The 26,878-nt window shown below is 69.3% G+C and carries 25 protein-coding genes and 2 pseudogenes; 12 read left to right on the top strand and 15 right to left on the bottom strand.

Translation table 11 applies throughout. The features are described from left to right. The first annotated feature begins 127 nt into the window (after window positions 1-127). The 3 genes from OG568_RS00460 to OG568_RS00450 all read left to right on the top strand — a co-directional run bounded on the left by OG568_RS00460 (window position 128) and on the right by OG568_RS00450 (window position 3,153). A complete protein-coding gene (locus tag OG568_RS00460) occupies window positions 128-934 on the top strand; it encodes a DUF6461 domain-containing protein (protein ID WP_329529775.1) in 807 nt (268 codons plus the stop codon). Window positions 935-1,234: 300 nt separating this feature from the next. Beyond that, on the top strand, window positions 1,235-1,819 hold the full coding sequence (locus OG568_RS00455; protein WP_329529774.1) for a GNAT family N-acetyltransferase: 585 nt from the start codon (window positions 1,235-1,237) through the stop codon (window positions 1,817-1,819). 593 nt (window positions 1,820-2,412) lie between these two features. Then, window positions 2,413-3,153 carry a class I SAM-dependent methyltransferase gene (locus tag OG568_RS00450; protein ID WP_329529773.1) on the top strand — a complete coding sequence of 247 codons (741 nt, stop codon included), beginning with the start codon at window positions 2,413-2,415 and terminating at the stop codon, window positions 3,151-3,153. 120 nt (window positions 3,154-3,273) lie between these two features. On the opposite strand, the pseudogene OG568_RS00445 reads toward OG568_RS00450, so the two are convergent. Further along, a pseudogene (locus OG568_RS00445) lies at window positions 3,274-3,998 on the bottom strand (transposase); the annotation flags it as partial. 336 nt (window positions 3,999-4,334) lie between these two features. Here OG568_RS00445 and OG568_RS00440 point away from each other — a divergent pair. Next, the gene (locus OG568_RS00440; protein ID WP_443077499.1) at window positions 4,335-4,835 is read left to right on the top strand and encodes a hypothetical protein; all 501 of its coding nucleotides are present in this window, start codon (window positions 4,335-4,337) and stop codon (window positions 4,833-4,835) included. Between the two features lie 333 nt (window positions 4,836-5,168). Here the strand turns inward: OG568_RS00440 and OG568_RS00435 are convergent, their stop codons facing one another. The 3 genes from OG568_RS00435 to OG568_RS00425 form a co-directional block, all read right to left on the bottom strand. Further along, window positions 5,169-5,459, bottom strand: coding sequence for a hypothetical protein (locus OG568_RS00435; protein ID WP_266638831.1), 291 nt, complete (start codon window positions 5,457-5,459; stop codon window positions 5,169-5,171). Between the two features lie 230 nt (window positions 5,460-5,689). Then, a complete protein-coding gene (locus OG568_RS00430; RefSeq protein ID WP_329529771.1) occupies window positions 5,690-7,132 on the bottom strand; it encodes a dihydrolipoyl dehydrogenase family protein in 1,443 nt (480 codons plus the stop codon). A 359-nt stretch (window positions 7,133-7,491) separates the two neighbouring features. Next, complete coding sequence (locus OG568_RS00425; RefSeq protein ID WP_329529770.1) at window positions 7,492-7,962, bottom strand: VOC family protein; 471 nt, start codon at window positions 7,960-7,962, stop codon at window positions 7,492-7,494. 243 nt (window positions 7,963-8,205) lie between these two features. On the opposite strand from OG568_RS00425, the gene OG568_RS00420 reads away from it, so the two are divergent. Further along, window positions 8,206-8,781 carry a TetR/AcrR family transcriptional regulator gene (locus tag OG568_RS00420; protein ID WP_329529769.1) on the top strand — a complete coding sequence of 192 codons (576 nt, stop codon included), beginning with the start codon at window positions 8,206-8,208 and terminating at the stop codon, window positions 8,779-8,781. Window positions 8,782-8,885: 104 nt separating this feature from the next. On the opposite strand, the gene OG568_RS00415 is transcribed toward OG568_RS00420, so the two are convergent. Further along, complete coding sequence (locus OG568_RS00415) at window positions 8,886-9,410, bottom strand: alpha/beta hydrolase (RefSeq protein ID WP_329529768.1); 525 nt, start codon at window positions 9,408-9,410, stop codon at window positions 8,886-8,888. Window positions 9,411-9,723: 313 nt separating this feature from the next. Beyond that, window positions 9,724-10,608, bottom strand: coding sequence for a winged helix-turn-helix transcriptional regulator (locus OG568_RS00410; protein ID WP_329529767.1), 885 nt, complete (start codon window positions 10,606-10,608; stop codon window positions 9,724-9,726). 128 nt (window positions 10,609-10,736) lie between these two features. On the opposite strand from OG568_RS00410, the gene OG568_RS00405 reads away from it, so the two are divergent. Then, window positions 10,737-11,993: an MFS transporter gene (locus OG568_RS00405; RefSeq protein ID WP_329529766.1), complete on the top strand. Its 1,257-nt coding sequence runs from the start codon at window positions 10,737-10,739 to the stop codon at window positions 11,991-11,993. A 409-nt stretch (window positions 11,994-12,402) separates the two neighbouring features. Next, a complete protein-coding gene (locus OG568_RS00400; RefSeq protein WP_329529765.1) occupies window positions 12,403-13,425 on the top strand; it encodes a hypothetical protein in 1,023 nt (340 codons plus the stop codon). Window positions 13,426-13,743: 318 nt separating this feature from the next. On the opposite strand, the gene OG568_RS00395 is transcribed toward OG568_RS00400, so the two are convergent. From OG568_RS00395 to OG568_RS00385, 4 genes and pseudogenes are all read right to left on the bottom strand, one after another. Then, window positions 13,744-13,998 (bottom strand): hypothetical protein, encoded by a 255-nt coding sequence (locus tag OG568_RS00395; protein WP_329529764.1) that lies wholly within the window; start codon window positions 13,996-13,998, stop codon window positions 13,744-13,746. After that, window positions 13,995-15,197 carry a DUF6493 family protein gene (locus tag OG568_RS00390; RefSeq protein WP_329529763.1) on the bottom strand — a complete coding sequence of 401 codons (1,203 nt, stop codon included), beginning with the start codon at window positions 15,195-15,197 and terminating at the stop codon, window positions 13,995-13,997. The genes OG568_RS00395 and OG568_RS00390 overlap by 4 nt, the downstream gene beginning before the upstream one ends. A 70-nt stretch (window positions 15,198-15,267) precedes the next feature. Then, window positions 15,268-15,429: pseudogene (locus OG568_RS61175) on the bottom strand (LuxR C-terminal-related transcriptional regulator); the annotation flags it as partial. Between the two features lie 252 nt (window positions 15,430-15,681). Beyond that, a complete protein-coding gene (locus OG568_RS00385) occupies window positions 15,682-17,853 on the bottom strand; it encodes a TerD family protein (RefSeq protein ID WP_329529762.1) in 2,172 nt (723 codons plus the stop codon). Between the two features lie 245 nt (window positions 17,854-18,098). Between OG568_RS00385 and OG568_RS00380 the strand changes: the two genes are divergently transcribed. Beyond that, complete coding sequence (locus tag OG568_RS00380; protein ID WP_329529761.1) at window positions 18,099-18,743, top strand: hypothetical protein; 645 nt, start codon at window positions 18,099-18,101, stop codon at window positions 18,741-18,743. A 760-nt stretch (window positions 18,744-19,503) separates the two neighbouring features. Then, on the top strand, window positions 19,504-19,860 hold the full coding sequence (locus tag OG568_RS00370; RefSeq protein ID WP_329529760.1) for a hypothetical protein: 357 nt from the start codon (window positions 19,504-19,506) through the stop codon (window positions 19,858-19,860). Between the two features lie 116 nt (window positions 19,861-19,976). Here OG568_RS00370 and OG568_RS00365 read toward each other — a convergent pair whose 3' ends face one another. Next, window positions 19,977-20,396, bottom strand: coding sequence for a hypothetical protein (locus tag OG568_RS00365; RefSeq protein WP_329536654.1), 420 nt, complete (start codon window positions 20,394-20,396; stop codon window positions 19,977-19,979). Window positions 20,397-20,594: 198 nt separating this feature from the next. On the opposite strand from OG568_RS00365, the gene OG568_RS00360 reads away from it, so the two are divergent. After that, the gene (locus OG568_RS00360) at window positions 20,595-21,299 is read left to right on the top strand and encodes a TetR/AcrR family transcriptional regulator (RefSeq protein ID WP_329529759.1); all 705 of its coding nucleotides are present in this window, start codon (window positions 20,595-20,597) and stop codon (window positions 21,297-21,299) included. A 140-nt stretch (window positions 21,300-21,439) separates the two neighbouring features. On the opposite strand, the gene OG568_RS00355 is transcribed toward OG568_RS00360, so the two are convergent. Next, a complete protein-coding gene (locus OG568_RS00355; protein WP_329529758.1) occupies window positions 21,440-21,862 on the bottom strand; it encodes an SsgA family sporulation/cell division regulator in 423 nt (140 codons plus the stop codon). Window positions 21,863-22,143: 281 nt separating this feature from the next. Further along, entirely contained in the window at window positions 22,144-22,638 is a 495-nt protein-coding gene (locus tag OG568_RS00350; protein WP_329529757.1) for a hypothetical protein, read from the bottom strand. 244 nt (window positions 22,639-22,882) lie between these two features. On the opposite strand from OG568_RS00350, the gene OG568_RS00345 reads away from it, so the two are divergent. Further along, window positions 22,883-23,878, top strand: a complete 996-nt coding sequence (locus OG568_RS00345; RefSeq protein ID WP_329529756.1) for a hypothetical protein — start codon at window positions 22,883-22,885, stop codon at window positions 23,876-23,878. Continuing rightward, a complete protein-coding gene (locus tag OG568_RS00340) occupies window positions 23,871-24,365 on the top strand; it encodes a hypothetical protein (RefSeq protein ID WP_329529755.1) in 495 nt (164 codons plus the stop codon). The genes OG568_RS00345 and OG568_RS00340 overlap by 8 nt, the downstream gene beginning before the upstream one ends. 342 nt (window positions 24,366-24,707) lie before the next feature. Here OG568_RS00340 and OG568_RS00335 read toward each other — a convergent pair whose 3' ends face one another. Together OG568_RS00335 and OG568_RS00330 are read right to left on the bottom strand one after the other, a co-directional pair. Further along, a complete protein-coding gene (locus OG568_RS00335) occupies window positions 24,708-25,874 on the bottom strand; it encodes an MFS transporter (protein ID WP_329529754.1) in 1,167 nt (388 codons plus the stop codon). Next, window positions 25,871-26,527, bottom strand: a complete 657-nt coding sequence (locus OG568_RS00330; RefSeq protein WP_329529753.1) for a winged helix-turn-helix domain-containing protein — start codon at window positions 26,525-26,527, stop codon at window positions 25,871-25,873. Before OG568_RS00330 ends, OG568_RS00335 begins: the two co-directional genes overlap by 4 nt. Window positions 26,528-26,878 lie beyond the last annotated feature (351 nt).

Raw genomic sequence — 26,878 nt, 5'->3', positions numbered from 1 at the left:
GGGATTCCCTGCGAAGATCAGGCGATGGGGAGCGTTCCTGTACGGCGTACTCAGATCCGTTGCCGTGACGGCCGAGGACGTACGAGGCGGGGCGGTCTTGTCAGTGGCAGCAGGCAGACTGCGGTGCATGACATCGGTGACCGCACATGACTATGCCTGGATACGTTCCTCTCCGCTGTTTCGCTACGCACTTGAGACCGGGTACACCCTGACCCTGGTGCGGGGCGTCGCCCCGAGGGAGGTGCTGCGGGTGATGGAGGCGGAGCCGCAGGGCACATGCACAGGAGCGGACGCGCTGATCGGGCGGCAGGATGAACTGCTCGCCCCGACGGACTACTGGGACGAGTCCTTCATCGCGGGCGCGTTCACCGTCCCGGGCGAAGGTGGCGACTGGACGCTCGTCCTGCACGTAGGAGACGGGGGCATGGGGATGCAGCCGCGCTTCCTGGAGGCCCTGTCGGCCGGCGGGTGCGCCGCGGTGCACTCCAGCAATGGAGGCAAGCCCATGCACTTCTTCCACTGGTATGAGGACGGCGAACTCCGGACCACCTTCGAGTGGCCCACAGACAGGGGCGGCAGCACGCCCGATGCCCTCAACTCGGCGATGCGTGACGTCGGTTTCGAACTGTCGGACGACGAGGGCGAGACGAACGGGCGCGTCGACACCAAAGCGGCGGTCTTCGCCCTCGCCGAACGTCTGACCGGGGTTCGGGTGACGGAGGAACTGCTCCGGGATGCCGAATACCAGCTCGGGCATGTACCCGAGGAGCCCGCCGAGGAGTGGACCAGCATCGTCATCGACATCACCGACGCCCACGGGGAACCCTTCTACAAGGAAGTCACCCGCGACGAGGTCGAGCTCGCTACGGCCCGCGCCCGCGCCCGCGCCGTAGAACCGATCGTCATCCGCGGGCCTTCATCGCCCACTACCTGACCCGCGGTCTCGTTTCCCACGGCTGCGAGGCCTTGCCGTCCGGGTCCGGCCCGGCAGTTCGTGGCCAGTTGCTTCGCGCCGGCCATCGACGACGCCTTGCTGGAGCGGCTGTTCCTTGCAACGATTTACGTCCTTGAAGTCGAGAACCAGCAGCTGCGAGAGCAGAGCCAGCCCGGAGACACGGTCCGGCCGATCCCCAATAGGCGCCGTCCGCAGCCCGTCCGTTAGGGCGTGTCCGGCCGATCATCGCTGTCATGCCGGACCTTGACGAGTGGGGCAACCGCCGGGTGACCATGGCTTATGACTCGCGCCCTCTCGACGCCGTCCGTCATCACCCCAGGCTTCCTCGCCGCCTCTCCGCAGCCCGTGCTTACGGCTGCCCGAGGCCTGCTGCTACGGCCGTGGAGAGGGGCCGACACGCCAGCATTCCTCGCCGCGTACCAGGACGAGGAGATCCGGCGCTGGCACACGCGCCGCCCCGCATCCGAGGTCCAGGTGCGGGAGTGGTTCGAGGCCTACCGCCAGGACTGGGAACACGAGAAGGGGGGCCACTGGGCTGTCACCCGTGACGGCGGCGACGTGCTCGGCCGGATCGCACTGCGTGGCATGGACTTCGACGACGGCACTGCCGGTGTCGCGTACTGGACACTTCCGGCCGCCCGCGGTTCCGGCGTAGCCACGCTCGCCCTTGCGGCGCTCACTACCTGGGCCGTGGATGAAGTCGGCTTTCACCGCCTGGAACTGGACCACTCGACCCGAAACCAAGCCTCATGCCGGGTCGCCACAAGAGCCGGCTATCGCCTGGAGGGCACCAAGCGCAGCGCCGCTGTGCACGACGACGGCCGACACGACATGCACCTGCACGCCCATGTACGGGGCGATTGAGTCTGTCCAGACGATCGGTGGGACAGGCTCTGGCCGTCAGCCGATGCCGCCTGCCGCGAGCCGCGGTCGCCCTGCTGACGCAACGGGCCTTCAAGATCGGGATGATCACCCTGTCCGACCGTCACCAGCAGTTCCGCCGCGGCGAACAACTGGGTCTGACGGGCCGGGCGGGGTGTCGAGCACAGCGGCGAACGTTTCGAAGACACGAGCGGCAACGTCGGGTACCAAGAGTGAGCACGCATGCAGCACCACTGCATTCGGCCTCGCCGGCCCCAGGCCCTTGCCACGGACCGCCACTGGGCGAACCTCACTGCGCCCCTGCGGATCCTGGACTGGGAGGGCTGGGGCCAGGCTCCGCAGGGCTTCGAACGTTGCGATGCTCTACGCCTACTCGCTGCTGCAGCCGTCCACGGCGGCCCGTGTCCGCACCGTCTTCCCGGTCCTGGGCAGTCCGGCATAACCTCACCCTCGCCGACCCGTTCCGGAACTGGCCCGAGGAACTCCGACGCTGTTGCCCGTGAGAAATTGCCAATACCTGTGGATGGTTCACCGGCAGCGGCAGATGGTCATGGGCGAAGCGGCATACTGTCGTCGTGACGACTTATGACGGCATTGGTGCGACCTACAGTCAAACCCGACGACCGGATCCCCGGGTCGCTGTCAAGATCCACACGGCGCTCGGCAGTGCTGCGACGGTGATCAACGTAGGTGCCGGCACCGGCTCCTACGAACCGCCGCAAACGGTGCTGGCAGTTGAACCCAGTTCAGTGATGATCGCCCAGCGTCCGGCCGGATCCGCGCGGACCCTGCAGGCATCCGCGGAGTCGATCCCTCTCGCCGACGACTCGGCCGACGCGGTGATGGCCCTCCTGACCGTGCACCACTGGACCGACCTGGAAGCCGGTATCGGGGAACTGCTTCGGATCGCCCGGCGGCGCATCGTCATCTTCACCTGGGACCAGATCACATTCCGCAGGTTCTGGCTGGTGGACGAGTACCTGCCGGAGGTAGCCGCGTTCGACGACACGCGGGCCGTCGCGGTCGACCGGCTGGCTGCACTGCTGGGAGGCGCCCGCATCGAGACGGTTCCAGTCCCGCATGACTGCACCGACGGATTCGGCGCCGCCTTCTGGCGCCGACCTGAGGCCTACCTTGATCCGGAAGTGCGAGCCGGCATTTCGATGCTCGCCCAGACTGGCGAGAAGGTCCTCCGTCCGGGTTTGGCCCGGCTGTCCGACGACCTGTCTTCCGGCCTGTGGCACGAACGTCATGCCGACCTCCTCGACCGCGAAACACTCGACGTCGGCTACCGCCTTGTCATTGCCGACCTGTAGGAACAGGTGAGCGACCCGACTCCACACTCAGGTAGGCGCGGGCCTTCAAGTAGGGAATTGTCAATACCGTGAGGGTGGTTGAGGTCGGTCATGCCGCGAGGGTCTCGGGGCGTTCGGCGGATTCATCGTGCGCAGGTGAACCCAGTGCTCGGCCGGGAAGTCGTAGAACGCCGGCAGTTCGTCAACGTCGTCGGTGATCTCCCGGGCGGCCTTGGGCCACTTCGCGCCGTACGTCTCTCGAACGCGGCGACGGCCTGGGCCGACGCAGGCAAAGCATTGAGGACATCGGCCGTTTTGTGAACCCAGCACCGCTGGTGGCGGGTTTCGGGGAACACCTCCGCGAGGGCCTTGCAGAAGCAGATCCTTGGTGCCGTCCGCGCGCACGCCCACGACGACCAGGACGCAGGACTCGGCCAGGCGGATGCGCAGGTGGATGCCGTCGGCCCGGACGTAGACGTAGTCGCTGCCCGTCAGGTCACGTTCGCCGAAGGCCCTGTGGTCGGCCTGCCAATGGCCGGTCAACCGAGTGACCGTGGCGGGCGTGAGCCCGGCCGAGCTGCCGAGGCACTGCTCGAGCGCGGGCGCAAAGTCGCCGGCGGCAGCATCTCGCTGATCTATGGGGACTTGCGGCACCAGGGCGGCAGGATCGCCGAGGAGAACCGCTTGTGCTCACGCGTGGCCTCGTCGACGCGCTTGTCGTTCACGCGCGGGGCCTTCACCTCGGTTGTCCCGGCGGCGGTGGTCACCTCCCGCGGCTGGTGGTGGCTGTTGCGCACCATCAGACGGCGGCCGTCCTTGTGGCGCTGGTCGGCCAACTCGGCTGTGTTCGCGTCGACTTCGGCTCGATCACTCGGGAAGGTACGCCCTTCGCGTGCTCCCCGAGCCCCGAGCCCCGAGCCCCGAGCCCCGAGCCCCGAGCCCCGATCCGCAGGTCCTGAGCATTGCTCGTTGCCCGCGTTTCCTTGAAGTACTGCTTGATCGCACAGCGGTGAGCCGCTGTCACTCGGGCGTTCCGTGCGGGTTCGATCGGATGATCGGAGTGTTGATGCGGAGTTACGGCGCGCGAGCGGCAGGGCAGTGCGCCTGATGCCATATCGCGCCCCTGAGTGAGAAGTTCGTTGGGCAGAAGGTGCGGACAGGGTGCAGGGGTCAAAACCCCGATCCGGAAGGAAGCCCTGTTGATGAAGCACCATGCCACTCTGACGGCGTGCGCGTCCCTGCTGGCTGCTGGGATGCTCGCAGCGGCAGTGCCCTCTGTCAGCGCTGATCCGGCGAAGTACCCTACGCACGAAGCCGCCGCGCAGCAGCTCAGGCAAGCGGGCATCACCTGGTCCTCGTCCGGTCGCTGCAGTGACCGGAACAGGAGCACCTGTACCTCCTTCACGCAGATCAACAAAGCCACCATCGCGGGTGTGATCGCGTTCAAGAAGGCCAGTAGGTGCACGGTGAACATCACCGGTGGTACGGAGAAGGGACATTCGCCGGGCACCTACAGCCACTGGAACGGCTACAAGGTGGACGTCAGCCCGAACCAGTGCGCGGACAACTACATCATCGGCAACTTCCGCTACGCGGGACGGCGGGGTGGTGACAACGCGAAGATGTACAAGTCCCCGGCAGGCAACGTCTACGCCAGGGAAGGTTCCCACTGGGACATCCTGTACTACAACGGCAACCGGTGAGACGAGTGAGGGTCCGGCCACCAGGGCCGGACCCCCATGTGCGGCGATGGTGGCGGTGTCCCGACCGTTCGGCGGGATCCGGCCCGAGTCGGGTTCGATCATGCGGTTGCTCATGCGCGGCGACGTGGTCTTGCCGTATCCGGAGGGCCCCATCAGGACCGGATCCGTCCTGACCCGGCCTCGAAGCTGAGGTCGTTCAGGGCCAGGGCCCCGTCAGGGTGGTCCCTGCTCACCGGTTCGAAGCGGATTGTCGCCCTTCCTCGCGCGGGTTCGGGACCGCAGCCCGTGGTCGTATCGCCACGTGCACGCCCTCCCGTGAGAGTCGATCGCGCATTACCGATGACCGAGGTCGCCGTAGTGGGCGAACAGCGCCAGCTGATCTTGGATCCAGGGGTTGAACGCCAGCAGCTGGCCCTGTACCCAGGGGTCGAGGCGGTGCTGTGCGACCTGGCCGCTGTCCAGGCTGGTGGTCTTCGTGTCCGCGGTCACGACGACCCGGGCGGGAGTGAGCCCGCCATCGGGAAGAGTGGCCGCCGCCGCGGAGCCGCCGGTGGCGAGGAGTGTGCCTCCGACGAATACCGCGGAAACGCTCGCGGTCGCGATACGCCGCATGAGCTTCTTCATGGTCTTTCCTCCTTGCAGTGTCCGCCGCTCATGGTTGCGATGGCGGACCTGCCGTTCTTTAGGCGCTGTCAAAGCTACGCATCGACATGTAGTTGAACAATGAACTAGTGTGGTGAATGAAATCACCTGAATGTTGAGGAATAGGAGGGCGATGTCCTGAAGGGGCGCTGAGTGCGGAATCGTTCGATTGGCGCGCCTGCGGCAGGGGGGCGCGGGCGGGCCGTAAATGCTCAGCCGCGGTAGGTCTCCAGCAGCCGCAGCCAGACTTCGCCGAGGGTGGGGAAGGCGGGGACGGCATGCCAGAGCCGGTCGAGGGGTACCTCGCCGGCGACCGCGATGGTGGCTGAGTGCACCAGTTCCCCGACGCCGGGGCCGGCGAAGGTGACGCCCACCACGGTGTTGCGGTCGGTGTCGATGAGCATGCGGGCCCGGCCGCGGTAGTCCTCGCCGTACTGGTGGGCGCCGGCGACGCGGGCGAGGTCGTAGTCGACGACCTCGATGCGGCGCCCGCTCTGCTCGGCCTCGCGGCTGGTCAGGCCGACGGAGGCGACCTCGGGGGTGGTGAAGACGACCTGGGGGACGGCCGCGTGGTCGGCGGTGGCGACATGCGCGCCCCAGGGGGCGTCGTCGATGGGCTCTCCCTTGGCGCGGGCGCCGATGACGGTGCCGGCGATCCGGGCCTGGTACTTGCCCTGATGCGTCATCAGGGCGCGGCGGTTGACGTCGCCGACAGCGTAGAGCCAGCCGCCGTCGACGCCGATGACACGGAAGGTGTCGTCGACGGTCAGCCAGTCGCCGGGGGTGAGACCGACGGTCTCCAGGCCGACGTCGCGGGTCTGCGGGGCGCGGCCGGTCGCCAGCAGGATCTCGTCCGCGGCCAGCTGTCCGCCGTGGGAGAGCGTGATCCGCACCTCGCCGTCCCCGCCGCCCTCGCGGGCCATGGAGGTGACGGTGGTGCTGAAGCGGATGTCGACGCCCGCTTCGCGCAGTCCGTCGGCGACCAGTTCGCCGGCGAACGGCTCCATCCGCTCGAGGAGCCCGTTCTCGAGGACCAGCATGGTCACCTGGGAGCCGAGGGCCTGCCAGGCGGTGGCCATCTCGACGGCCACCACACCACCGCCGACGACGGCGAGGCGGCCGGGCACCTTGTCGGCGCTGGTGGCCTCGCGGCTGGTCCAGGGGCGCACGGTGTCGAATCCGGGGATGGGGGGCAGGGCGGCGCGGGTGCCGGTGGAGACGGCGACGGCGTGCCGGGCGGTCAGGGCGATGGTGTCGCCCTCGGGGGTCTGCACGGCCACCTGCTTGGGGCCGGTGAGGCGGCCGTGGCCGCGTATGAGGTCGACGGAGACCGAGTTCAGCCAGTCGACCTGGTCCTCGTCCTTCCAGTACGAGGACATCTTGTCGCGGTGTGCGAGGACCGCCTCGACGTCCAGCGGACCGGCCACCGCCGGGCTGAGTCCGGGTACGCGGCTCGCGTCGGCACGTGCCACCACCGGCCGCAGCAGCGCCTTGCTCGGGTCGCAGGCCCAGAACGAGCACTCGCCGCCGAGGAGTTCGCGCTCCACGATCACGGTGCTGAGCCCTGCGGCGCGGGCGCGTTCGGCCACGTTCTCGCCGACCGGACCCCCGCCGATGACGATCACGTCGTAGGTGCGGGGTGTCTCGTTCCTCACTGCTGCGTTCCTCACTGCTGCGTTCCTCACTGTTTCGTTCCTTATTGCTTCCGTGACTCGGTCGGACACTCCGGCGGCCGCGGCCCATTGCCGACCGCGCTTGCCGTTCCCCGCCGCCGGACGGCCCCGGCGGCCAAGCCATCTCTCGGCGCCCGCGGCGCCCGCGGCGCCCGCGGCGCCCGTTCGGCCGGCGCGGGCCCGTGTCCGCCGGGCCGCCGGGCGGCGGAGAGCAGGCTTGCCCTCGCCCTGCGGTGTGGTGCCGGCCTTCGGCCCGGACCGCGGGAACCGCTGGGCCGGACCGGCTGCCATCCGGCCGGACACGGCCCGTTGCAGCGCTTGGACGGTGGCTTGCGGGGTTGTCAGCGGCCGGGGAGGCGCTGCGAGATTTCCTGGAGCACCCAGCCGTTGCCGTCCGGGTCGCTGAAGGTGAGGAAGGAGCCGTAGGAGGCGCGCTCGGGGTGCAGGCCGGCCCGCCGCTCCTGGCCGGGGCCGCGGTGGGTGACGTCCCCGTCCTCGTGGCCGTGGAAGAGGCCGCCTGCGTCGTGAAAGATCTCGCTGACCTCGATGCCGCGGCCGGCGAGCTCCGCGCGGGCCTCCTCGATGTCGGAGACGATGAGGTACAGGCCCTGGAACGAGCCGGGTGCGATGGGTGTCATCCCCTCGCCGAAGATGATCGAGCACTCGGAGCCGGGCGGCGTGAAGTGCACCACCCGGATGTCCTCGCTGGCCGTGTGGTCGACGTCCAGGCGGAATCCGACCTTCTCGTAGAAGGCCTTGGCCCGGTCGATGTCGGAGACGGGCAGCACGATCATTTCGAGCTTCAGATTCATGGGGGGTGTCCTTGTTTCTTGACGTCGATGGATTACGCCCAATGCGTCACCGGTTCGACAGGTAGTGGTCGCAGCCGGAGTGCCTCGCCGCACCCGGCTGCTGCGGCGGACGGCGGTGACGGCCGGAGGGGGACTCGTCCGCCGCCCGCGGCGCGGGATAGGCTTATTCGGATCGGTGGTCCATATACCCGGACCACTGATCCGAATATATGGACCACTGATCCGAATAGTCAAGGGGGACAGATGCGGGCCGACGCCAGGAAGAACCGCGATCACCTGCTCGCAGTAGCGGGCACCGCCATCGCCGAGCAGGGCGTCGACGTGTCACTGCGCGACATCGCGCGCAGGGCCGATGTCGGACTCGCGACGCTGCTGCGTCACTTCCCGACGCGTGAGGCGCTGCTCGATGCCCTGCTCCATACGAGCTTCGACGAGCTGACCGCTAAGGCAGGCGCCCTCGAAACGTCCAGCTCGCCCGGCGATGCCCTCGTCACGTGGCTACGCGACTGCGTCGCGTGGACAACCGAGTATCGGGGCGCGGTCGTGCTGATGGCAGCCGCCATCGAGGACACCGAGTCCGCACTCCACGCTTCGTGCGTCACTCTGCGCGCGGCCGGTGCGCGGCTCCTCACCCGCGCCCAGGCCGCGGGCATGGCGCGGGCCGACATCGACGGCGTCGATCTGTTCGCGCTGGTAGAGGCGCTCGCTTGGCTCGGCGATCAACGCTCGCTCGCGCCACGTGCCGATCACCTCTTCGACGTCGTCGCAAGCGCGATCCTGACCGGCACGGCGAGCAGTGACGCCGAGGGGGAACGCTGACCTCGCGCCCGTGGCTGAAATCGTCGCGCACGCGGACCGGCGAACCCGGCCGCGCGCTCGGCAGGAGCGGGTCGACGCCGAGTTCGCCAAGGCGGTCAAGGCGGTCAAGGCCACCGGCATCCCAGTTCCCCGTCTGTCCGGGCGATCTTGTCCAGTGATTTCTCACAACCGAGAGAGCCGATGAAGCGGTCCAGTCGTGAGACGGCTTGCTGCGATACGTCAACGGATCCCGCGGCGTCGTCCGCGAGCTCCAGGGCGTGATCCGCTGAGGGAGCCTCCAGGACGTCGTGCCGTAGGGACTCGGCGATCCGTGAATCCCGCAGGTTGTCGGCGCTACCGCCGATGAGGAGAGTCGGCGCTTTGGCTCGCGGGAGAGCACGGGCCACATGGTCGGTGGTCAGGACAGGAGTGAGCCAGGCTGCCGCGATGTCCCGATCGGCTGCGACGCCGCAGGCGAGTGAGCCCAGGGACTTGCCGACGAGGAGGCGGCAGGCTCCTGCCCCGGCGTCGATGGCCTGGGTGACTTGCCGCTCCACCCACGCGATCCGGTCGTCCACGGTGAACTGTGGGAAGTCATCCGGGACCTGCCACCACAGCTCTTGGACCGTCCAGCCGTGCTGGAGCGGCACGCCACGAGCGAAGTGCTGCAGCGGCCTGGCGGGCGAGTAACCGACGCCGGTCGGTTCCCCCCTCCCGCGCCATCCGCGGAGCCGCGATCGACGCCCTGCTCACCGACGCCGAGAAGATCACCAAGAAGATCCCTGGGTGTGGCTCCTTTGCGGGGACTGCGGGGACTGCGGGGACTGCGGGGATCAGGTGCACGGCACGGCAGGCCCCGTCAGGTGCGGAGCAACTCCGGGGGACGGCTGGCGGGGTGGGAGCGGCTGTCGCCGTGACGGACTCGGCGGGCATGCCCGGGGCTGTCCCCGCGCCCGCCCCTCTTCAGCGCCCCGCCGCCACCCGCCGTACCACCGCCAGCGCCTCGCGCACTGCCCCCGGGATGTCCGTCACCGGGAAGCGCGCCTGGCGCACCACGCGTTCGCGGTCCACCACCAGCACCGCCCGCTTCAGCCGCAGTGCCTGCCCGGCACGGAACACTGGTAGCCGCAGAGCGGCGGCGAGGCGCAGGTCGACGTCTGAGAGCAGGGTGAAGGGGATGCCCTCCTCGACCGCGAACACCCGCTGCTCGTCAGGACGTTGAGTGCTCACGCCGCGCACCTCGGCGCCCGCCGCGCGGAAGTCGTCGTACGCGTCCCTGAACAGCCGGTTTTCCAGTGTGCAGCCGATGGCGCCCGGGATGTCGGCCCAGCCGTCCGGCAGCGGGCCGGGGCGACCGGTCGCCGGGTAGCAGAACAGGACGGTGGCCGCGGCCTCGGCCACCGGGTCCAGCGGCTCACCGTCCCGGTGCCCCGGCAGTTCGAGGCGCGGCAGCCGCTCGCCCACCAGGCCCGCCACCCGCAGCGCCTCCGCACTCTCCTCGTCGGCCGTGCCGCTCAGCGAGCCGTCGCCGAGCAGCCAGCGGTCCGCCCAGTCCTGCATCGAGAGCAGCACGGGCAGCAGCCCCCGCCCGCTCTCCGTCAGCCGGTACTCGTAGCGCACCGGGCCACTCTGGTACGGCACCTTCTCCAGGACCTCCGCCTCCACCAGGTGCGCAAGACGCTCGGTCAGCACCTTCCGGGAGATCCCCAACTCCTCCTGAAGCGCGTCGAACCGGTGGTGCCCGCGTGCGGTCTCCCGAACCAGGAGCAGGCTCCACCAGTCGCCGACCACCGCCGCCGCCTGCGCGATCGCACAGGCGGCGTCCCGCTCGGGCACCGACCTGACCATGGGTCTCCTGTCTTGCGGATACAACGTCCGGTCTTTGAAGCCATCTTGCGCCATGAGGTCAGTTCCGGATAGGAACTCAATCGCAGCATGTAAGTTCCCATAAGAGACTCACGGGGGATGGGCGCAGTATGAGCGAGACACCGACGGTCCCGGAGCGCGATCGCCGCAGCACCCACCACACGACCTCGCCCCCGGCCGTCTTCTGGCGCTACTGGGCCGCTGCCACCGTCAGCGACGCGGGCACCGCCGTCACCGCCCTGGCTCTGCCCCTGGTCGCCCTCACAGTCCTCGACGCCACCGCGCTCCAGGCCGCCCTGCTCGCCGCCGCCGGACAGATCTCCTGGCTGCTGCTCAGCCTCCCGGCCGGAGTGATCGCCCAGCGCGTCCCGCTCCGCCGCCTCCAAGTCACCCTCGATCTCGTACGGTTCGTCGCCGTCGGATCCCTCCCGCTCGCCTGGTGGCTCGACCGGCTCAGCTACCCGCACCTGTTGCTCGCCGCGCTGGTCACCGGCGCCGCGACCGTACTCTTCGACATCGGCAACTCGACCTTTCTGCCCGCCATCGTCCCGGCCCGGCAACTCGCCGACCGCAACAGCCTGATGTCCGGCACGCACGCCGTCACCGAGACCGGAGGGCCCTCCGGGGGCGGCCTCCTCGTGCACGCCGCAGGCCCGGTCGGCGCGCTCCTCGTGGACACAGCCAGCTACCTGCTCTCCGCCGTGCTGCTGCGCACCCTCCCCGAGCGCCGTCCCGCCGCCCGCACCGGCGACGGCACCCTCCGGCTGATCCGCGAGGGCTGGACGTACGTGACGCGGCACCCAGTGATGCTGCCCTGCATGCTCTGGGCCACCGCCACCAACTTCGTCTGCGCCGCCCTGGTCGCCCTCACACCCCTCTACCTGGTCCGTGAGGCCGGACTGACGCCCGTACAACTCGGCATGGTGCTCGCCATGGACGGAGTCGGCGCGCTCGCCGGATCCGCCCTGGCGGTCCGGCTGACCCGTCGGTTCGGCACCGCCAGGGGGCTCGTCGGGACCGCGCTGGCCGGCGGAGCTGCCGCCCTGCTGGCCCCGCTGACCACGTCCGCAGCCGACGCATACTGGTTCGCCCTGGGCAACGCCGGCTTCGCCTTCGGCGTCGTCATCGGGTCGATCACCACCCGCACCCATCGCCAGACCGAGTCCCCGCCCGAGCTCCTCTCCCGTGTCATGGCCACCGTCCGCTTCATCTCCTGGGGCGCCCAGCCGGTCGGCGCCCTCACCGCCGGCCTGCTCGCCACGTACGCGGGGACGCACGCGGCCCTGTGGACGGTGTGCGCAGCCGCGCTCCTGCCGCCGCTGTACCTGCTCGCGGTCCCGGTGGGCCGCCGCCGGGACTTCGCCTGACGCGGTCCTGGAGCCGGCGTGTTCTTCGTTCGACACCGCGCCGACGGCGCTCATGCGCCGCTGCGGGCCGGTGATCGGCAAACGGCAGGTCGAGGACCCGGCTGGCCGTCCAGGCCGCGGTGGATATCGGTGCCTTCTGCCGGGCCCGCATCCCCGCGCCGTGCACCGCCAACACGCTGCTGGTGCTCCCGGCCGACGGCAAAGGCATCGTGAGGCGGCCCGACGCCCTGCGGTCTACGACGCTGAACCCGCCCCCGGCGTCCACACGACGTGACCCCGCCCGGGCGGCGGCCACGGCAGCCGCACACACCGCCCGGCCCGATCTCGTCGAGGCACCGCACTCCCTCAGGCAAGGGTCAACATCCTATATTTATGGCGGGAGTTGGCGTCGGCAGCGGGGCGGGGCAACGTGAGTCACGTCGAAACGGGCTATCCCGAGCGGCAGCTCGACGATGCTGTCGAGAAGCTGCGCGGCGGGCAGGGCGCGTCGGCTCTGGTGAGTGCCGAGAACGGGCTTCAGGCCTGGCTGGAGCGTTTCGAGGACAATGACCCGTTCACGGTGGACATGGCGAGGGCACTCTCACAGCACGCTGAGGTGCTGCACCGCTGGGGCGATCCCGACCTCGCGGTGGGTGCCGCGGACCTGGCGATCCGCACCTTCCTCAACCGGCGTGACGAGATCAATGGAACTGCCGCCGCACGCACGAGGTATGTACCCGCCTTCATGAAGGCCGGACTGATCGCCGCTGACATCCACCAACGGTTCGGCCGGTCCAGCATCGCAGCGAGCGCCCGAGGCCTGGTCCAGGATGCCGGCCCCAGCGTGCCGTCCGTCAGCATCGAGGCCCCCGTGCCGCTGCTGGCCGACATGACACTGGCCCGGGCGCTGAAGCAGGTCACACCGGCAGGTGATGAACGGGCGGGCGAGTTGAGCCGGGAATTCGCCCGTGCGGTGACCGCCCCGGCCACCGACTGCTCTCTTGTCACGTCGTCCCTGCGGTGCACGAGCGACGACGCCCCCATGGTCGCCGGCATGTTCGCCGCCGCCGCAACGGCGACATGGGATCGCGAACCGGCCGCGAGCCTGCGGCTGGGGCTGGAAGCCCACGTTCTCTACGCGCACCAGTCCGAACGGCAGTCGCCCGAACTGCGCCACAACATGGGCGAGCACGGCCCGTCCTGGGCGTATGTCCTCCTCATCTGCTCCCAGATCTGCGCGCGTCACGGCCTGCGTGAGCTCACGCTCGACCTCTCCTCCTGGATGGCCGGTACTGTGGCCGCGCTGATCCCGTTCGCCGTGATCGACCTGGAAACCCGCTCGGTCGCGCACGCTTGTAGCTCCTGGCGCGCCGAGCTGATGAAGGCCGCCGGTGACAAAGCGGGCGCGGCCGATGCCCGCAAGGTAGTGAGAACACTCGATGCGATGCCCTGAACGGCGCCTTTACGAGACATCGTTGAAGGCCGCGCCGGTCCTTTCGGCGACAGACACCCACACCCGACGGTACGGCGTCACGCTGGGGACATGACCCACCTCGGATGTCCGCCACGACTCAAAAACGGAAGCTCGCGGGTTCCCAGTTCGAAACGGCGGAGCCGGACCAGAGCGGCTGAGACCACATCCGGCATTCACCCGCCCGGGACCACGTCACCTGAGATTCCCTGCACCTCCACATCTCAGCTGAACCGGTCGCCGCAGGTCAGGAATCCGACTCGGGGCCAGATCACTGCGGAGACAGCGAGGTAGGGCCGCTCAGCCCAGTACGTCACGCAGCAGCCGCGCGTTCTTCACCACCTGGCTCGACCCGGTGCGCACGGCGGCCGTCGTGACCTCGGGTATCCGGCCCTTCGCCGCGCAGCGCGAGGCGCAGTCGACGCCCAGGGCGAGCAGCGCTCCGGTGCCCCGGACCACGGGGTCGCGCAGCAGGCGGGGCAGGGCCACTTCGAGCACGGACCAGACGGTGGCGTACGCGCCCGTCTCGGCCGCCGTACGCAGGGAGGCGGTCACCCGGTTCGCCTCGATCGCCCTGCCCGTGCCACCACGAGTTCGCGGTGGTGTGGCAGCTGGGCGAGCCAGAAGGGGACCATCGGGTCGCAGAGACCGCTCTTCCGGTACGGCCAGATCAGGGCCTCGGCGGCCGGGAGCAGCGGGGGACCGGGGGCCGGCTCGGGGCGAATGTGGCTCACCCAGTCCGCCAGGTGCACACCCGAGTGGGCGTCGGGCCAGTTCGCGGGACCGGATTCCCAGTGCGGCAGACCGCCCTCGCGCAGCCACCGCGCCAGCCGCTGCCCGGCGTCGGACTCCAGCCGCCCGGCCGCGCCCAGCACCTTCTCGTCCGCGGTCGGGGTGACGCGCAGCAGTGCCTGGGCCAGGTCGACCGGCGCGGGCGTGATGCCCAGCCCGTCGAGCACCGACAGACGCCTCACGAGTTCGGCGGCGTCCAGCGCACCGGTGGCGTCGGTCGGCACGGCCAGCAGGAACGGCTGCGCGTCGGCCTTGATGATGTCGACCGCCTCGGCCAGGCGCGCCCTCAGCAGCTCCCCGGCCGGGGAGAAGGCGTTGAATTTGAGGCGGGCGGTGAAGTCGCGCTCCCTCGGCTTGTCGCCCCGCAGCGCCGCGGCCACGTCGTACACGTCGGACTGGGTGAAGCCGACGGCCTCACGGGGTTCCTTGCGCATGACCGGCTTCAACGCCCGGGCCAGCGCGACCCGGTCGAGATGGGCGTGCCGGACCAGCCCGTTTAGGACACGTTCGAACGTCACCACGTCCTTGTCGTTCGCGACGACCGCCGCGAGCTCCTCGGCGACCTCGACGCCCGTCTCGATGGGCGCCGGCACCGGGCGGGGTTCGGACACGGCGGGCAGCAAGTCGGCGTACTGGCCCGTGAGTTGGCCGGTGAGCCGGTCCGGGGCGATGCCAAGCAGATCGGCGGCTCGTGCCGCGAGAGCGGGGTTGATCCGTGCGGCGGCCGTGCGCAGCTCGGGCAGTACGCGGTCGCCCGCGGCCCTGAGGTGCCGGGCGATCACGTCGAGGGCGCGCTCCTGCAGGTCGACGTCCCGGTGGTCGAGGGCCGTCGCCGCATCGAGCACGGTCCGGGCGGCGCGCGCGGTCTCCCGCCGGGCCGCGCGGTCGAGCCGGGTGAGCTGGGCGCGGACCAGCTTCTTCTCCGGTCTCAGCAGAACCCGTTCGCACACCTCGGTGAGCACGTCGGGCTCCAGCAGCCCGGCCTCGTCCAGGCCGATCAGGACCTCCTGGGCGTAACGTTGCCGAGGTGCGATGCGATTCCACCGTGCGTGGGCTGAGGAACAGCTGGGCAGCGATCTCCTGGTTGGTGTGGCCGTCCTTGTACTGGTTGGAGCGGCGGAGGAGTCGAGCGGTGAGCGCGGGTACCGTCCGGAGCGACGTCAAGGGCGAGGAAAGCGAAGGGACTCTTTGCATTTAAGCCGCTTTCACGGCGGAGGAGAAGGAAGCCCTTTCATGGCCTCGCCTCAGGCAATGCTATCAGTCGGCTCGGGACCAAGTCGTGTGCGTTTTCCGGGGTGATGGCCGTCGGCGCACACGAAAACTGGGAGGCGCCGCGCGGGCGCCTCCCAGTCGAAGCCGACGGCGAGGAAAGCGAAAGAACTTGTTTTCAGAAAAGGAATTGAGAAGGAAGCCCCTTCATGGCCTCGCCGTGGGCAACGCTAGCACTCAGCCCGGGATCAAGTCGCGTAGATTTTCGAGGGTGATGACTCGGGAGTCCGGGTGCAGCCCCTCGGGACGTTCGAGACCGATGTACATCACGGGCTCGTCCGGGACCGGGCCGCCGTCCCACAGATCCACGGTCGTGGCGCCGCCGGACATCAGGCCGATCAGGTACCGCACCGTCAGGTACTCACGCTCCACGATGGCGCGCACCACCTTGGACGCCGACACCTGGTTCTCCTCGACCCGGTTGGCCGACGAGATGGCCTTCAGATACAGGTGCAGCCACTTCGCGTGCCACCGGCCGTCGTCCTCGCGCCGGAACACCAGCGGCAGCGCCACTCGGCCCACCCCGCGAAGCTCCGACTTCATCCGCACCGTGCGCGGCTCGAACGGCCGGCCCTTCTGCTCACCGTCGCGCAGCATGAAACCGAAGAACGACTCCTCGACCTCCTCGAAGCCCTCGCCGGCGTAGATGTTGACCTGCGGAACGATGAATGTGCTGCGTACCCGGTCCAGGGACAGGTTGATGAATTCCGAGGCCCCGTCGGGCGCCTCGGTGACATCGCCCGAGTGCTCGCCCCCGACGGCCTTGAGGGAGGTGTAGGAGAGCCAGGAGTCGGTGCTGTAGTCGGTGTGGAGAAGCAGCGCCGAGAGGTCGTAGTCGGTCCGGTTCTCGGTCTCCTTCCAGTACACGAAGAAGCGCAGCTGCTCGCCGTCGACCGCCGAGACCGAACCCCGCGGCAGTACGCCGAGTCCGGCCGCGGTCGCCCTGCCGCTGAGCGGGAGCGCCACGTCGAGGACGTCGGGTCCGAGCAGCAGCCGGCCCGGCGCCGGGAGCCTGCGGCGCAGCTCGGCGTCGAGGGCGGCGATCAGACGATCGCGGTCGGCGGCCGGGCCGGGCGGCCGGTAGTCGGGGGTCACCCAGGCGCGGCCCCGGCGGTTGACGAAGATGCGGGGTTCGTCGGTCTCCCGCTCCCGGTTGTGGAAGTGCTCGCGGACCGAGAGCACGACCCGGCCGGAGACCTCGGGGGCGACCCGTACCGCGGCGGCCACCACCGCGTCCCGCTCCTCCTGGCCGGCGGCGATACGCAGCAGGAGGTCCAAGGCGCGGAACAGCTTGCCGGGAGCGGACTCCAGCAGCTTCACCGCACCGAGGACGTCGAACTCGTCGAGCAGCTTCTCGACACGGCTGTCGAAGGACCGGGCCTCCTTCTCGCCGCGCGCTACGGCGAACACATCGGCGGCGTGCGGCCAGCGCGGGTACTCGTGCGGGTGCAGACGCTCACCGAGCCGCTTGAAAGGCTCGCGGTGCGCGTGCACATCGGCCAGCTTGGCGGGGTTCGCCGCGACCACGGCGTCGAGGCCCGCCAGCAGCGCACGGCGGGCCGGCCGCGAGAGTGCCCGAAACCGGGTCGGCTCCTGCAGCGTCACGTCGCCGCCCGACAGCGCGCAGGCCAGCCGCAGCACATCAGTGACGGTGTCCAGAAGGAGGTTCGCGCCGACAGCGAGACGGGCCTCGTTGACGACCGCCCGGTTCTCCCGGACCGGGATCGACTCCGGCTGGGGGCCGGGCGCGCACCGCTCGGCGAGGGTCTTGAGGTCGCGCAGGTGGTCCTCGCCCAGTGGCGTCGTGCTGCCTGCCAAGGCCAGGTACAGGTCCGTGAGTTCGTCGTCCAGGTCCCGCCCGAGGTGCAGGACGGTCACCCGGTCGCCCGCCGAGGCGATCAGCTCGTCCTGCGCCGCGAGCATCTCCTCGTAGGTGTGCTGGTAGCGGCCGTACGTGGGGAGGCTGAGCAGGTCCAGCACCCCGTGCGCCAGCTGCGTCAGCACGTTCTCGCGCGACTTGTCGTCGCCGAGCGCCTTCGTCACACACCGCATCCAGAACTCTTCGGTGTCCGGCACGTTCGCTGGAAAGTCGATGAAGTACGCGTTGTGCTGAGCGTGGTCGCCCACCATCTCGCTCACGGTGCGCAGCGTTCGCCCGGCGGTGTGCACGACCGCGGCCTCGGACAGCCCCGACAGCCGCTCCAGCAGCTCCGCCGAGAGCTTGAAGCCCACGGACGTCAGCGCCGCGTCGAACTGCCGTGCGGCGGCGGCTCCTTCCCCGGCGGAGCCCTTGGGGGAGGCAAGGCGGTGGGTGTGCCGGATGACCAGCGATTCGAGACTGAGCGCCATTCGGGGATGATCGCAGAGGTGTGCGAGCTGGTGCACAGGAGTTTTTTGTACGCGCTCCGACGGCCGGCTGTTCGGGCTTGGGTACTGGACCAGCCTGGGAACGTGCGGTGTGCAACCTTGTGGCCGCTGATGGGGGTGCCCGAAATTGGTTCTGGCAGCAGTTTCGGGAGGGGTACTGCCGGGGCGAGACCTTGGGCCGTCAAAGTGAAGTGCGATCCGTGTTCCGCAGGCCGTAGCGTCCTGGGATGAGCAGTTTCAACACGCACCGGAGACGGGTCTACGACGAGGGCCTGCCCGCGCGTGTCCGGCATACGAATCTGCGGTGTTGCCTCGTCCACTTCGCGCCCTATGGCTTCCGAGCCACCTATCACCACCTCTGCCTCAGCGCGGGGATTCCCAAGAATCTGGAGAAGGATCCGAACTCGCTGATACGCGCCGTCGAGGAGCTGCACCACGCCCGACAGCTCTGGCTCGCCGACGAACGTGCCTATGCCGACAGTCGCCGAGCGGACAAAGCACGTGGCTTTCGGCAGGTGAAGGCAGACGAGTCCTGGCGCGGCTGGCAGCGTGGGTGGGGGAACATCGCCTACTGCCCCGAGCCGACAATCCATCCCGACGAGCCGCTGCCAGTGGTCGTCGAGCGGGTGCTCCGATCGTCGGTCCCGCCCGGTGAAGCTCCTGCGCTGACGTGCCGTGTATGCGGAAACCGGGACAACACCAGCGCCTGGCACGACGGCGTCTACCGGATCCATCAGCTGTGCAGGGAATGCGGGGTCAGCCTCGCGGTGCGGCGGGCCGACGCGCCCGACCCGCTGTTGGCGGCCGATCACGCCCGACAGTGGAAGGAAATCTGGAGGCTGCGCAACGCATCTCCTCGCAACCCGAGCTGAGTTTCGGCACGGGGGCCGGCATCACGGTGGGGTGAGAATCCGCGCTCGGAGGAGTGCGAAGGACGCGCGGCCGTACATGCCCCGTTTGAGGAGCCTGATTCTGCAGACGTGGCCCTCGACCGCGCCGGAGCTGCAGGACAGGGTGAGTGCGGCGGTGACGGCATCGATGTCCTGGCGGAGGAAGCCGGCGAAGGAGCGGACCGGCCTCAGGTCGCAGTTCGGCCCGCCGGATCCACTCGCCCACGTTCCTGCGGTCGCGGGCGGATGCCGGCAGGACGGGGCCAGACGACGATCCCCGCGTCTTCTGCAACCTCCCACAGCTCAGCTTCGGTACCGCCGAGGGCCTCATCCCCCTCGCCGCCACGGATCAGGGGGCCGCGGTCTTCGGAGCGCCGCGGGTCTACGGGTCCTCAGATGACGTGGTGGTACAGGGGGCAGAAGGCGACTGGGTCGGACACGCGATGGGCTTCTCCGAGTGGCTGTGAGTGGCTGTACCGCTACCTGATCGGCGAGGAGATGGCCGGCTGGGACAGCGCGGCGTTCTACCCGGGCCCCGTTCAGCTCGAGTACCCGCCGACAGGACCGGGCCAACGCACCCAGGAGGCCTACGGGCCCGAGCGTGGAATGTGAGCTGCACACCAACCGGGACAACCTGTAAGCGGACCTTGGCTGTCGCCAGGTCTGCTTGCCCCTGGTGCGCGGCGCCTTGATCAGTGAGTGTGTGCGCATGATGCTTCCGCCCGCTCAGGAGAAGACCGAGTTGATCGAGGTCGTCCGCATCACCGACCCAATGAGGCATCTCAGCGCCGCGAACCTGGTGGGTGACGATGTCGCGATCTGGGAGGCGGCTCAGGTCAGCAACGCCCTGACGTTGATCAGCTCTGCTCCGGATAGTGAGCTGCACCGCTGTTTCATCCCGGGCTGGGGCATCCGTGCTCATAGCGCCACCGACCTGCTCTTCCAGATCGCCTTCTGCTTTCAGTGCCATGGCGCCCGCCTGTGGGGGCCGGACGTGCCCGCCGAGTTGGATGGGATCCACGGCTTTGATCCGGACAGTCCTCCGGCCCTTGAACTGCTTCAACGATTCCGCAGCTCCACGCCGGGCCGACGCGGTTGAGGGGCGCCACACCTTCCCGGTCGAAGTACCGATCATGAGGCGGCCGTCTTCAGCACGCGGGGAAGACGGACGTGGAGGTGCTCAACTGCAACTTCACGCCCGCGTGCGCGAAGTACTCAGGCAAGGAATTCAGTGAGGCCGCCGGCCCTTTTCCGGTACTGCTGGATGACGGTGAAGGTGCTGTCCGCGTCGTTGAGTTCGCTGATCAGGTCGAACAGGGCGTCCTCGGACGGGTCGTCGATGTGGTGGCCGTTCTCGCTGTCGAAGTCGCCGATCGGACCAGCTCGGCAAGGCTCTGCCGGCAGTCTCACGCCTGTCGTCGCCCGGCTGGCCGAGACAGCGGCGGACGGCCGCTGCGTCACGCTGAGGGCCACACACGGATCCTGCGACGACGGCCCCGTCGTCAAGGCGCTGGAGACGGACGAGAGCGTGGTGCTGTACGCCTCCGTCGCGGGGGAGCGGAGCGGCCCCTGCCCCGCCGTCATGACCGAACAGAGCGTGAAGGCGGAACTGGGGAAGCCGCTCGGCGACCGCATGCTCCTGGACACCTTCACCGGCCGACCGGTGCCATACGGAGAACCCGACGGGCCATCACCCAGCTGGTCCTAGCGGCCTGAGCCGGAGGCTCGTCGTCTTCGGCGCACCCTGAGTGCGTGCCCCTGGACCACGTTCCGTCCGCACCGTGAGTAGGATCACAACCTAATTCGAGGGGTCCCTCATGTTAGTCTGGATGCATGAGTCACCAGCACGTCCCGCCCGCGCCCCAGGCGCCGGCCAAGCCGTTGCGCCGCGACGCGCAGCGCAACAGGGACGCGATCGTGGCCGCTGCCCGCAAGGCCTTCGCCGAGCAGGGGCTGGACGCTTCCCTGGAGGGTGTTGCCCGCGAGGCGGGTGTCGCGATCGGCACGGTCTACCGTCACTTCCCCCGCCGGCTCGACCTGGTCGAAGAGCTCTTCACCGCGAAGTTCACGGATCTGCTCGCCGCAGCCGAAGAGGCCGCGGCCATGGACGACGCCTGGGAGGGGTTCTGCTTCTACCTGGAAAAGCTCTGTGAACTGCAGGCCTGTGACCGCGCCTTCAATGACCTGGTCTCGGCTCGGCTGCCGGTCCATGCGCTCGGCAGGGGAATGTTCGAGCGCACGAAGGAACGGCTTGCTCAGATCTTCCGCAACGCCCAGGAGCAGGGCGTCCTGCGTGACGATGTCACTCCAGAGGACATCGCTTTCGTGATCTGGTCCCAAGTGGGGATCATCCAGGCCACCCGTGCCGTCGCCCCCAACGTCTGGCGCCGCCACCTGCACCTGCTGCTCGACGCCTTCCGCGCCGAGTGCGCCCACGAGCTGCCCGAACCCCCGCTGACCCCGCAGCAGGTCGAGCGGACCCTCACCACTCTCGAGTGCCCCGAAGAGGAGTGCCGCGAGTGCGGCGAGGAGGCCTGAGCCGCGGCTGACGGCGTCGGGCAACAGGGCCACCACGTCGGGCAATACGGCGTACGGCGGGACATGCGGCGGGCCCGGTGCCGCGGTCGGCATCCGGGCCCTCGGTCCTGCGAGGGGCGTCACCATCCAGGGGATGGCGTTCAGTTTTCCGCCAGCAGCTGTGCCAGCTCGGCGTCCAGGTCGAGCCGGCTGGATTCGGCCCCCGGCGGCACCGCGGACCACGTTTCGCGCAGGAAGGATTCCACGTCCTGCGCGGGGAACTCGAGCAGGGCCGACCCGGCAGGCGAACGAAGAGCCATGCGCACCGCATCGCGTCCCGAGCCGCCGGTCGGCCACATGTGCACGTCTCCGTGCCCGGTGTGCTCGCTCAGAGCCTGAGCCAGCGTGTCGCGGCTGAGGAACCACTCGACCGTTCCGCTCTGGTCCAGGGTGTGGAAGACGGCATGCACGGCATAGGGATCATCCGCGTCGTACCGCAGTGCTGCGCGTATCGGCACCGACAGGTCGTGCGACACGACAAGCCGCACGGGCAGCTCATGTGCCACGGTTCTGACCGATCCCACTGTTCCTCACTTCCACGTCCCCGCTCGCCCGGCACTGCGATCGCTCCCCATGTGCTTCGAGACGCGGGGCGTGGCAGTGCCACGGGAGCGACCAGTAGCGCCGGAGGACGGGAGTCGCACACACGGCTCCCGCGTGCTGTTCCCGTTCGGCCGGGCGGCGATTTCACCGGCTCGCGCTCGATGTCGGCTCGGCGAGCGGTCGGTTTGACGAGTCGCAACGGCACAACCCAAAGCCACGTCGTTGCGGCCGGTCAAACCGACCGTGTCGGCCTGCGGCCACATCAGCGCTGGTCCGCGTACCACGCGACCTGGTCGAGGTGCCAGCGCTCGGCGCTGACGCGGTACCACGTCGTCGCCTCGTCCCAGCGGTACCCGTTCCAGACGTACGCGTGGCTGCCGTTCCAGCGCTCTTCCCCGTAGTGGCCCTGGCGGTCGTCGTTCGTGTACCAGCCGCGGGGGGTGCCCCAGCTGTCGTCCTGTGCCTGGTGGTGAGCGCTCTGGTATCCGTCCGCGCGGTCGCCGCTGGTGGTGAAGGCGGTGATCGCGGACTGCGTGTGCTCCCCGGGCGCCGAGGCCGTCGCCGCTGACGCCGTGCCGCTGACTCCGAGAAGGGCTCCGCCTGCCAGTGCCGTAGAAGCGACAGCGGTCGAGACGCGCTTGATCCACTTGTTCATGGTCATCTCCATGTGATGTGCCGCGATTCCGTTGACCGGGCGGCTGTCCTGTCCGTGATCCGGGGGATCCGGATCGGCCGGGTGCCGAACGGTGAGGATCATCCGGAGGGGTCCCTCATGTTCGACGTCGCCCAGCGTACTCGAGGGGGCCCTCATGTTTGCGGTGAGGCTCATCACAGCACGTCGGATGGGGTGACTGACACGCGTGGCGTGACGGCGGCCGAGGCGGCGGGCGCCGGGTCTGACCTGCAGGAACGGGCATCCGGGACCCGGGGCGCCGACGCCAGGCTCGCGCTGGGAGCCGCCGGGATCAGGCGCCGCCTGCGCCGCGACCTGCGCATCGGGGATGTCGTCCAACATCACCGCCCGGCTCTCCCGCGGCCGACGCGCCACCTTCGCCCTTGTCGCACCGCCCGCCCCCGGCACCGACGCCCGGGCCGCAGGCGCCGCCCTCAGCGGCAAGAGGGTGCCCATCGGTGGTGTCCGCCACGAGTTCCGCGACGTACCGCGAGACTTCCGCGCGCGCCTGTGCGTCGAGTTCCCGAAGGCGACGCTCCCGCGGAGCCTCTCCGTGCACCGCCGGCACCTGGCCGCCGGGTTCTCCAACGGGAAGGACACCGCCTGCCCTGTCCACATCGACCCGTCGGTCGGACTGGGCGTCTCGGAGCGCACGAAGCTGTTCTCCGACGGCGACAAGTTCTGGATGTCCGACGGCGACAAGGGCGTCGGCAGGTGCGGTACGGCTGACGGCTGCTCCTGCGGCTGCGTCGACCGCATGTACTTCGAGTCCGCCCCCACAGACCTTGCAGGTGCCGAGAGCCACGTCCGTGCTGGTTACGCGGCATGTTGGTACTCGCGGGGATGCCGCCGAGGCGGTCGTGTCTGCGGACGTCGAGAGGGACGAGTCGGTCGGATTCGAGCGGTGGCGGGAGCGGGAGCAGGGGTGCGGTGCCTCGGCGGCGCAGGTGTGGGTCACGCGGCCAAACACCACCTCGTGACCCAGACGAGCAACCCCACCAACTCCCCCTACCAGCGCGGCCTCATCGAGGACAAGATCTACCGGGCCGTGGACGACAGGGACGAGGCCATCCGGTACGACATCACTCCGATCTACAGGGGAGCCAACTCCGTCCCCGTCCGCCTCGAGTACTCCGCCCACGGCGACAAGGGATTCGAGCTGACCGGCTGGCTCGACACCCCTGCACCCGCGCCGCGGCACCCCCACGGCACGCGACAGTTCGGTCGGCGGACCGATGCTGTGGCCCGCCGACGAGCCCTGGCCGATGTGCGCCATCCCCCACAAGCGATCCAGCGGCTTCCACTACGCCGAGGTAATGCGTAAGCGGGACATCCTGGAGCAGGCCCGGTGGCGCGACTCGCGATCCGGACCGACCGCCGGAGAGATCGAGATCATCGACGGCTTCAGACGCGGCCGGCACGCCCCGCACCTCGCCGACACCCGCCACAACCTCCACGTACGACTCCTCCGGCGCCACTCCGAGGACATCGGCACGCCGCTGACCGAGCAGCCGGTCCCCGAGGCCGTCGGCCGCGAAGAACTCGTACCGGCCCCCTGCGTGCTGCGCCCCGAGGAAATGGTCGAGCACCCCTACCTCGAGGCCCTTGCCCCCTCCTTGCAGGCCCGTATCGACGCATGGGAGGGGCCAAAGGACGACGAAGGCCCGCAGTACATCTACGACCTGTCCACGGCCCCCGGCTGGAGGATCGGCGGATACATCGCCTGGAACCTCACCGGGCCGCAGTGTCTGGCCTGCTCCTCTCAGAGAATCGGGCCTCCATCCGGGCTGTCAGGCGGCCGAACAGGGTGACGGTTTCGGTGCGGTTGCAGTGCTGCGGCCACTCCAGCCACTCCGGGTCATCAAACGTACGAAGCAATGTCAGCAGACCTACTTCGCTCTCAGTCACTCGCACGTCTTGGCGCGTGAGCTGCACGAGCATCCGCACGGGCCTCCGCCGAGCGTGCCCGTGCACCCTCCTGTCCCGGCAACACCCATTCAAGTTCAGTAGCCGGGCGAGGGTGAGGAGGCGGGCGCCGATGCCGATGGTGCGCCGTGTGCCGGCTCTGGCGGGGAGTCGGGCAATTCGCGGATACGTGGGACCGGCGAAGGCAGCACCCAGACCAGGCACATCACGGTCCCGGCTGTTGCGATTCACAGTGTCGGGCGTAGCCCGATGGCCGTGCCGAGCGCTCCTCCCGCGAGCGCGCCCAGCGGGCGCATCCCGTGGGTGAGGGTGCGGTAGGCCCCGTTGACGCGGGCACGCAGGGCGTGGGGGATGAGGGCCGTCTGAAGTGAGCCCAGCGAGATGTCGACGATCATCGCGCCCGCGCACGAGCCGAATTCGGCGAGGAAGAGGAGGCTGAGGACGAGGGGGTCGGGGCCGTCCGCGAGGGGTACGAGCAGCAGCGGAACCGGGAAGGCCGTGAAGCCGACGACGACGGCGGGTCCTATGCCGAGGCGGCGCACGAGACGGCCGGTGAGGGACGCACCGATCAGCCCGCCGATCGCACCGATGCCGAGGACCGACCCCAGCACGCCTGCGCTCAGGCCGAGTTCGGTGGTGGCGTAGAGCACGAAGAGCGTGTGAAAAATGAAATTGAAGAACTGAATCGTGGCGGATGCGGCGAACGTGGCGCGCATGACGCGCGAGTGGAGGATCCACCGCAGGCCTGCGGTGAAGTGTCCTTTCGCGGGTGGCACGGCCGACGGTTCGGCGGGGGTTATGCGCGCCAGGCAGTAGGCGGAGGCCAGATAGGTCACCGTGTCGGCGAGGAGTGCCAGCGGCGCGGTGAACAGCTGGACGAGGAGACCTCCGGCGCTGGGGCCCGCGACGAAGGACATGGCGCGGCTGCCGTTGACGAGGGAGTTGCCCTCGATATAGCGCTCGGTGGGGATGAGCGAGACGAACAGGATGGTGTTGCAGACGTCGAAGAGGACGGTCAGCGCGCCGATCCCCGAAGCGACCGCGTAGAGCTGCGTGAAGGTGAGTGCGTCGAGGGCGTACGCGAGGGGAACCGACGCGATGAGCAGGGCCCGCGCGAGGTCCGTGGCGATCATGACGCGGCGGCGGTGCGCTCTGCTGTCGGCCCAGGCGCCTGCGGGAAGAGAGAGCAGCAGGGCGGGCATGAGCTGGGCCGTGGCGAGCCAGCCCATCTGGGCGGCGTCGGCGTGGAGGGCGAGGACGCCGACGAGTGGGAGGCCGATCTGGGATATCTGGTCGCCGGCGAGGGAGATGCTCTGGCCGGTCCAGTAACGGCGGAAGGATCGCTTGCGCAGGAGGTCGGGAACGGCTGCGGATAAGCGGCCCGAGGCCGTCATCGCGGGCTGCCCGTGCCGTCCGGAGCGATGGAAGTCTCCTCGTTGCCGGCGGGCTGCCGGGGCAAGGGAAAGGCGGCCCGGACGATCTGGACGAGCCGTGCGCCCTGGGGGCGGGCGGCCGGGTCGCCCTGCCGGTCCTCGTAGGGGCGCAGCAGACGGTCGAGTTTTTCGCCGAGGTCAGCGAGCTCCTCCGCCGTCAGGTAGAGCACCTGGTCGCCGATGTGCTCGGCTTCCTGCCACTCGCGCGGCAGATCGCGGCGCTCTTCGACGGCGCGGGTGATCAGCTCGAAGTAGCGTTCGGCGACCGCGGTTTCCAGTGCCCTGCTGGCCTCTGCGACGGCAGGGTCCTCGGAGTAGTTGGGCCATTGAGTGAAGCGTGCGGTGGCGCGCCAGGGTTTCTCGCGGCCTTGGCCGCCCGGTGCGACCTCGACCAGTTGGTACTTGGCGAGCATCCGCAGGTGGTACGAGCAACTGGCGACGGATTCGCCGGTGAGCTCGGCCGCGCGGGTCGCGGTGAAGGGGCCTTCGGTACGGAGCAGGCCGACGAGGCGCATACGGGTGGGATGGGCGTAGGCGCGCAGAGCGCGGGGGTCGGTGAGCCGGGCTGTGCGGGCAGGGGCTCCTGATGGCTCGTCCCTCTGACTGTTCGACATGTTGTAAAGGTATCTTTAGAAAGATTCCTTTACAACATGTGCTCTGCGTGACCCTCGCGTTGGCGCCGGGGTCTGATGCGGCCCGCTGCGGCGCTGGAGGGTGAGGAACTGAACCTGCTGTGCGAGGACGTTGGTGCAGGACCGGAGTTCTCGCACCTCGCGCGTGTGCTCCTGGCGAAGCCCGCGCTCGGCCGCCTTCAGAGACTGGACCTCCTGCCGGAGGGACGCTGAGGGTGCGGCTGCGTCTTCTCGTTCGGGTCCGAGGTTTCGGAACTCCGCCAGAACACGGGGGTAGCGGTAGACGCCGGCTCTGCTGACGGCGGCTTCAACGGCGAGGGAGGCGACGGTGAG

Source organism: Streptomyces sp. NBC_01450, assembly GCF_036227505.1.
GTDB lineage: Bacteria > Actinomycetota > Actinomycetes > Streptomycetales > Streptomycetaceae > Streptomyces.
This window is presented reverse-complemented; position numbering and strand designations above follow the sequence as displayed.

What these genes read in the sequence shown, in the direction of transcription:
- OG568_RS00330 (WP_329529753.1), bottom strand. Translation starts at nt 26,527, where the DNA reads ATGTCGAACAGTCAGAGGGACGAGCCATCAGGAGCCCCTGCCCGCACA.
- OG568_RS00385 (WP_329529762.1), bottom strand. Translation starts at nt 17,853, where the DNA reads ATGGCGCTCAGTCTCGAATCGCTGGTCATCCGGCACACCCACCGCCTT.
- OG568_RS00350 (WP_329529757.1), bottom strand. Translation starts at nt 22,638, where the DNA reads ATGATCCTCACCGTTCGGCACCCGGCCGATCCGGATCCCCCGGATCAC.
- OG568_RS00365 (WP_329536654.1), bottom strand. Translation starts at nt 20,396, where the DNA reads ATGCGGTCGCCGAGCGGCTTCCCCAGTTCCGCCTTCACGCTCTGTTCG.
- OG568_RS00455 (WP_329529774.1), top strand. Translation starts at nt 1,235, where the DNA reads ATGACTCGCGCCCTCTCGACGCCGTCCGTCATCACCCCAGGCTTCCTC.
- OG568_RS00405 (WP_329529766.1), top strand. Translation starts at nt 10,737, where the DNA reads ATGAGCGAGACACCGACGGTCCCGGAGCGCGATCGCCGCAGCACCCAC.
- OG568_RS00435 (WP_266638831.1), bottom strand. Translation starts at nt 5,459, where the DNA reads ATGAAGAAGCTCATGCGGCGTATCGCGACCGCGAGCGTTTCCGCGGTA.
- OG568_RS00410 (WP_329529767.1), bottom strand. Translation starts at nt 10,608, where the DNA reads ATGGTCAGGTCGGTGCCCGAGCGGGACGCCGCCTGTGCGATCGCGCAG.
- OG568_RS00460 (WP_329529775.1), top strand. Translation starts at nt 128, where the DNA reads ATGACATCGGTGACCGCACATGACTATGCCTGGATACGTTCCTCTCCG.
- OG568_RS00340 (WP_329529755.1), top strand. Translation starts at nt 23,871, where the DNA reads ATGCGTAAGCGGGACATCCTGGAGCAGGCCCGGTGGCGCGACTCGCGA.
- OG568_RS00360 (WP_329529759.1), top strand. Translation starts at nt 20,595, where the DNA reads ATGAGTCACCAGCACGTCCCGCCCGCGCCCCAGGCGCCGGCCAAGCCG.
- OG568_RS00380 (WP_329529761.1), top strand. Translation starts at nt 18,099, where the DNA reads ATGAGCAGTTTCAACACGCACCGGAGACGGGTCTACGACGAGGGCCTG.
- OG568_RS00425 (WP_329529770.1), bottom strand. Translation starts at nt 7,962, where the DNA reads ATGAATCTGAAGCTCGAAATGATCGTGCTGCCCGTCTCCGACATCGAC.
- OG568_RS00335 (WP_329529754.1), bottom strand. Translation starts at nt 25,874, where the DNA reads ATGACGGCCTCGGGCCGCTTATCCGCAGCCGTTCCCGACCTCCTGCGC.
- OG568_RS00345 (WP_329529756.1), top strand. Translation starts at nt 22,883, where the DNA reads ATGTCGTCCAACATCACCGCCCGGCTCTCCCGCGGCCGACGCGCCACC.
- OG568_RS00420 (WP_329529769.1), top strand. Translation starts at nt 8,206, where the DNA reads ATGCGGGCCGACGCCAGGAAGAACCGCGATCACCTGCTCGCAGTAGCG.
- OG568_RS00440 (WP_443077499.1), top strand. Translation starts at nt 4,335, where the DNA reads ATGAAGCACCATGCCACTCTGACGGCGTGCGCGTCCCTGCTGGCTGCT.